We start from the raw sequence: 5,701 nt of genomic DNA on the forward strand, positions 1-5,701 counted from the left end.
GTATTATTTCAAAAAAGTGACATGGCAATGAATTTTCATATAGAAAAATAATAGATAGATACAGTATGCTACATCTGATAGCACTTTTTAATAAGATGAGAGTCAACTCAAGCTATCGACATTTTTATTATCTCATTATTAACTATTAGGTTACTCACTTTATGAAACCAGGCCGTACAGGAATAAGTCGTTTATTTTACGCTACAGGTTATTCAATGAAAGGCCTTCAGGCTGCATGGAAAAATGAAGCCGCCTTTAGGCAAGAAATCGTCGCTTCTATCATTCTAATTGCGATCACTTTTTTCTTGCCGGTCAATGAATTAGAACAGTTAATGATGATCGGTAGCTTAGTACTGATTGTCATCGTTGAGCTTATGAATTCAGCCGTGGAAGCTGTAGTTGATCGCGTAGGTAGTGAGTGGCATGAGCTCAGTGGCCGTGCGAAGGATATAGGATCAGCTGCGGTTTTGATTGCACTACTTTTTGCTGCATTTACATGGATTTTTATTTTGGTACGCTAAATGAAGTGAGCGTTTGAAAATTATTCGTTTTCTTACGTCGGTATTAGTTTTCTCCTAGCGCTATATTTTGCCACCGCCGTTAACTTGCTTGTTTATTCTGTAGTCGCGGAGTAAATGCTGTTCAAAAAAAGCGCCCCAACCGGAGTAATGCCAGTCAGCTAAGCTGACTGGCATTACTCCGGTAAGTCTACCGAAAATTTGCACTCTATGTTTTTATATCCTAAATGTTAACACACACTTATGAGGTTCTGTTTCCATTTATTACATGGTTAGCTATATTAGTTCTTCCGCTGCATAAAAGCATGCCGATTGAGATCGAGTGATAAAAGTGGCACTTATATATGCTCAGATAAGCTTTACAGCCACTGAATTACTTACAACTGCCTTGATAATTCCAATACCAATAATTATCAAATGGATCGGCTCCCCAATTATCTTGAATTGCAGTAAATCGATGTCCGTAGTATTGAACTTGCATACCCGTAGGGTAGTAATAAGAAGGGGACCATTCGCTCAGAGTAGTACATAAATCTTGAGGTTCGGGTGGAGCGGGTAATAAACCTTCTGCAATCACAACAAGGTGAGTATCTACAGAACGGTCAGCACCAGTAACTAATACATAAATATCAGTTCCTTTTATACCACTAAAACCACAATATTCGTCATTAGTCTGATTACGAGAAACGCAATCAAAGTCATTCACTGATACAGGTCTATTAATGGCTACATAAAGATCAACGTTGCCATGACCATGGTATGTATAAACTGAGGCTTCATCTGTTGAAAGATTTTTCAGAACATAATGTTGTTCATTACCATAATTAGCATCGATGATTACTGGTTTATTACTCGATAATGTAACAATGTTAGGTTCTGGTTGTGGAGTAGGCTCTGGTTGGCTTGAACCACAGTTTTGTACTTGGATCCCAACTTGAGCAAAGGCGCTGCTTACAGCAGAGCTTTCATAACCGAGTTTATGCGCTGCTTTGCAAACGCCATCAGCACCTTGCTGAAAGTTTGAATTTGGTCGCCAATACAGTTGATTCGCCGTTGCATAAGCAATGAAGGCTTGCTTAATATTCCAGCCATGGCTGGTTGCAAGATGGTAAAACGCTTTGTTGAAAATCCCTGAGCTATGGTGGACGTCTATACCTTGATAATACTGGTTAATATGGTCAATCGAACTGCCGTCTCGACTTGGGCGAATGAAATAACGCATCGCGTCTGAATATTTCATCACGTGCTCACCCATCTTCCAGTTAAAGCTGCCATGAACATATTCACTTAATGCTGCGGCTGCAACATCAGAAAAGGATTCATTCATCCCGCCAGACATTCCACGATACTCTAAACCTGAATTTTGCTCAGTAAAGCCATGACTCACTTCATGTGCAATCACATCCCACGTCGCAAGTGGATACATTGATTGATTACCATCACCAAAGGTCATCTGACGGCCATCCCAGAATGCATTACCGTAGTTATAACCGTAATGAACACGCATAGTGAGTTTCTGCTGAATAGGTCGAGTATTGAGCCACTCCATATACATGTCAAAAACACGTTGGCCAAAATAGTGAGCGTCATTCATTGGTGCATAAGCTCCGTTAACAGCCCGATGGTTGTTGACGTGACAATCAAATTGATGGACCCATCCACCATACTCTTGATTATTCATATTGAGCGTAACAACATTAGCGCTATCCATGCGGCAGTCTTTGCTAACCTGGAAACCACCATATTTTGTATTAGCACCAAAGTAGTAGCGGCCACTTTTTTGATTACCGCCTGGGCCCTCGGCTTCAATAAAAGTCAGCCCCTCCCACTCATCAAGTATTTGTCCTGATTTAGCATCGACTAAGGAGATTGGGCGAGATGGGGTCATTCCGTTCTTAGAGAGAAAATCGACTTTATAGACCAAATAAGCGGTTTGCTGATCATCTACCCAAATCATCAATTCAGTCTGTGCATCCTGCACACTTGTAGCAGCAATACCTCGTAGCTTTCCTTTGGCGGCATCGATTGCTTGGTCAACATTAATCATCGGTAAAGTTGAACCAATATCTGATTCAATCCCCGTTAAGACATGGCCATCAATTGCCTTTGCAAAACCACGATTAGAAACATCTGTGACCACAAAATGACCATAGACCGGAAGCCCATAATGGAGCTGTTGTTTACGAACGAGTGTTTCCTGTCCTACTCTAACGACATTCGCATCACGATAGCTAAGTGGCTGAGAAGAAGCAGAGAATCCTCTTGTATTATTTTCGTTGATCACCTTTGAGAGATCGATTTGTGAATAGTCAATTAAATTGGCAGCCTGTACTGAAAATACGGCCGACAATAATATTAATATAATAATAGGCATAGCTTACCTTTGTCTTTTTATTGTGTGTTTAAATGCATAATGCCCATCCATATTACGGATAACTCAACACAATAATTAAGTGCAAATAGTTTGATATATGATATTGATTCAGAATAATTTTTTATCCCCTAAAATAATGTGATCTTATTTCCAAACCAAATAGAATTAAGTCAACTCGATACGCTCAAAAATACAAGAAAAAACGAAATCACCACTCTCCTTATTACGAGCAAATTGTTCACTTTTATCTAACTCCCCCATTGCTGCTATGATTTAGGAGTAAATAGTATCTCCTTGCTAATGACCTTCATTCCATATGGCGTACTTTCAAGGATACGTCGTTCGCCGTTTGATATGTATTCCTTAATAGCAAAAGAGTCACGCTCTTTTACTATTTCACTGAACTGCTCCAATAGCAGGCTTCCATCGTGACCTATTGCCTCTGCACTTGCCAAAAGCTTTTCATTACAACAAATTTCAATTCGGTGGATTATCTGCATACTGATTTACCTACGTTTATGCCTAGCTATAGTCTGCACTAGGCCAAGTTTGTGTGGACACTTCGCCTTATGAACTTTCTGGCTCATGCTATGTTTTTATCTATAGACAAACTTTATCTTGCCCTCTATATTTGTCATAGGATATATAATTTTTGTCATAGGTCAATGATGATTGTAGGGAAAACAACAAACAACATTTTCGAGTCCATACGCTCAATGGTCCACTCTGGAGAGTTTAAATCTGGCGATCTTCTTCCTCCTTTGAGAGAGCTAGCACAACATTTAGATGTCAATCGAAATACGGTCGCGGCAGCATATAAAAAGTTAGTGGATGCAGGAATAGCGGTTAGCGAAGGCAGAAAAGGGACTTCGATACGAGAAAAAACTCACACTTTAACTCGTGAGGGTACTCCACCAGGTTTAGCCTTGCTCGATTTAAGTGGAGGAAATCCTTCCTCATTATTATTACCAAACCTACAGCTTGCTTTTCAACATATCGCATACACTCCAAGGCTATATGGTGCGGTGAGCTTAAGCGCAGATATTGAAAAATTTGCGCGCAATTGGATGAATAACGATATTCAAGTACCATTTGAGTTGAACGTAACAAATGGTGCTGTTGATGCCATTGAACGTGTCCTTTCCAGTTACTTAATTGCCGGTGATAAGGTCGCGGTCGAAGATCCCTGCTTTCTAGGAAGCATCAACACCTTACATACTAACCGCTATACCGCTGTGGGAATCCCTATCGATGAACACGGTCTATGTATCGACACGCTCTCACAGCAACTTAAAAACGGGATTCAAGCACTGATCATTACTCCTCGTGCCCACAACCCTACGGGATATGGGCTGAGCAAAACAAGAGCCGATCAAGTCCGCCAATTACTCTCATTGTATCCACATGTGCTCATCATCATTGATGACCATTTCTCGTTACTCTCAACACACAATTATCACCACATCGTTCCCTTAGAAAGTAAGCACTGGGCTTTGATACGTTCTTTGTCTAAATGCTTTGGGCCAGATATACGCTTAGCCATCGTTGCCAGTGATCACGAAACATCATCAAAACTGCAGCAACGGCTGAACTCAGGTACAAATTGGGTCAGCCATATTCTCCAAGATTTGGCTGTATATTTACTTCAATCAGAGGCTATTAGCGAATCGCTGGAACAAGCAAAAAACATCTATAAGCAGCGACGAGAAAAGCTTATCCATGCTTTACAAGCAAAAGGGTTAAGAGTCTCCAACCAGCATGACGGTTTAAATGTTTGGGTGCAACTCAACAATGAAAGCACTCCTGTAGTCATGGCGCTGGCTAGACAAGGCTGGTTAGTGCGTGCAGGTGAAATCTTTGGTTTAAAGCAAGCAAGTTATGGACTGCGGATCACCGTCTCCGAGTTAAATGATGAAGTTATCGATAGCCTTGCAGCCACATTAAGTCAAAGTATCGAGTAATCATACATACGAGATGCTTGATAAAAGATCATATTTGAGACGCTAAAAGTGACGATTTTACGCTGAAAAGACTCGCCAACTACAAGAGGATAAAATATGCAAAAAATGCAACCGATTGCCATTTATCGAGGAAAAGTGTCAGAAGAACTTGGGTTTAGGACCGCAATGAATAAGCAGCCAATATTCGGCCCTATCTTTCTCGGAGAAAATGGATTAGAAGGTGATGAAGTTGCCGAATTAAAATTCCATGGCGGCCCGGACCGCGCATTACTTCACTACCCATCAGAGCATTACGCCTATTGGCTGACCCGCTTCTCTTTAGATGAAACCTGTCGTGCTCCAAGTATGGGTGAGAATATATCCACAATTGGAATGACAGAGGAAAATGTATTTATCGGCGACCGCTACCAGTGGGGAGAAGCCATCATTGAAGTAAGCCAACCACGATCACCATGCTATAAATTAAACAGTCGGTGGGGGACTGACTCATTTTCCGTAACAATGCAGGAGCTCAGTCTTTGCGGTTGGCTCTATCGAGTTATATCTCCTGGGCAGGTGAGTGCAGAAGACGCACTGATATTAATGGAACGACCAGCAAGCCCTATCTCAGTGAAAGATCTTTGTCGTCTTTATTTTGGCGATCCTCTTAATCGAGAAGGACTGACGGCGATTTTAGCACAAACTAAACTATCAGAAAGTTGGACTCAGAAAGTTGTCGAGCGTCTAGAAACACGTCAAGTAGAAAACTGGAATTTTCGCTTGTTAGGTCGAGCATAATAGTTTTTCTTAAATATTTACGAAGAGAATTAAATTTATTACGACGATTCTTGACTATTCACTGCTGAAAA

General features: G+C 40.9%; 5 protein-coding genes. 3 read left to right on the forward strand and 2 right to left on the reverse strand.

Going from position 1 to position 5,701, the window contains the following annotated elements:
* Nucleotides 1-161 precede the first annotated feature (161 nt).
* Nucleotides 162-521 carry a diacylglycerol kinase gene (locus tag AACU59_RS02995; protein ID WP_013868010.1) on the forward strand — a complete coding sequence of 120 codons (360 nt, stop codon included), beginning with the start codon at nucleotides 162-164 and terminating at the stop codon, nucleotides 519-521.
* A gap of 370 nt (nucleotides 522-891) precedes the next feature.
* On the opposite strand, the gene AACU59_RS03000 is transcribed toward AACU59_RS02995, so the two are convergent.
* Together AACU59_RS03000 and AACU59_RS03005 are read right to left on the reverse strand one after the other, a co-directional pair.
* Entirely contained in the window at nucleotides 892-2,892 is a 2,001-nt protein-coding gene (locus AACU59_RS03000; RefSeq protein ID WP_094145891.1) for a M4 family metallopeptidase, read from the reverse strand.
* Between the two features lie 266 nt (nucleotides 2,893-3,158).
* The gene (locus AACU59_RS03005) at nucleotides 3,159-3,392 is read right to left on the reverse strand and encodes a hypothetical protein (RefSeq protein ID WP_094145892.1); all 234 of its coding nucleotides are present in this window, start codon (nucleotides 3,390-3,392) and stop codon (nucleotides 3,159-3,161) included.
* A gap of 69 nt (nucleotides 3,393-3,461) precedes the next feature.
* On the opposite strand from AACU59_RS03005, the gene ptsJ reads away from it, so the two are divergent.
* Together ptsJ and AACU59_RS03015 are read left to right on the forward strand one after the other, a co-directional pair.
* Nucleotides 3,462-4,853, forward strand: a complete 1,392-nt coding sequence (ptsJ, locus tag AACU59_RS03010; RefSeq protein WP_202598876.1) for a MocR-like B6 salvage transcription factor PtsJ — start codon at nucleotides 3,462-3,464, stop codon at nucleotides 4,851-4,853.
* Between the two features lie 96 nt (nucleotides 4,854-4,949).
* Nucleotides 4,950-5,630, forward strand: coding sequence for an MOSC domain-containing protein (locus AACU59_RS03015; protein ID WP_094145259.1), 681 nt, complete (start codon nucleotides 4,950-4,952; stop codon nucleotides 5,628-5,630).
* Nucleotides 5,631-5,701 lie beyond the last annotated feature (71 nt).

This window comes from Vibrio sp. V23_P3S9T160 (assembly GCF_963886625.1).
Lineage (GTDB): Bacteria > Pseudomonadota > Gammaproteobacteria > Enterobacterales > Vibrionaceae > Vibrio > Vibrio anguillarum.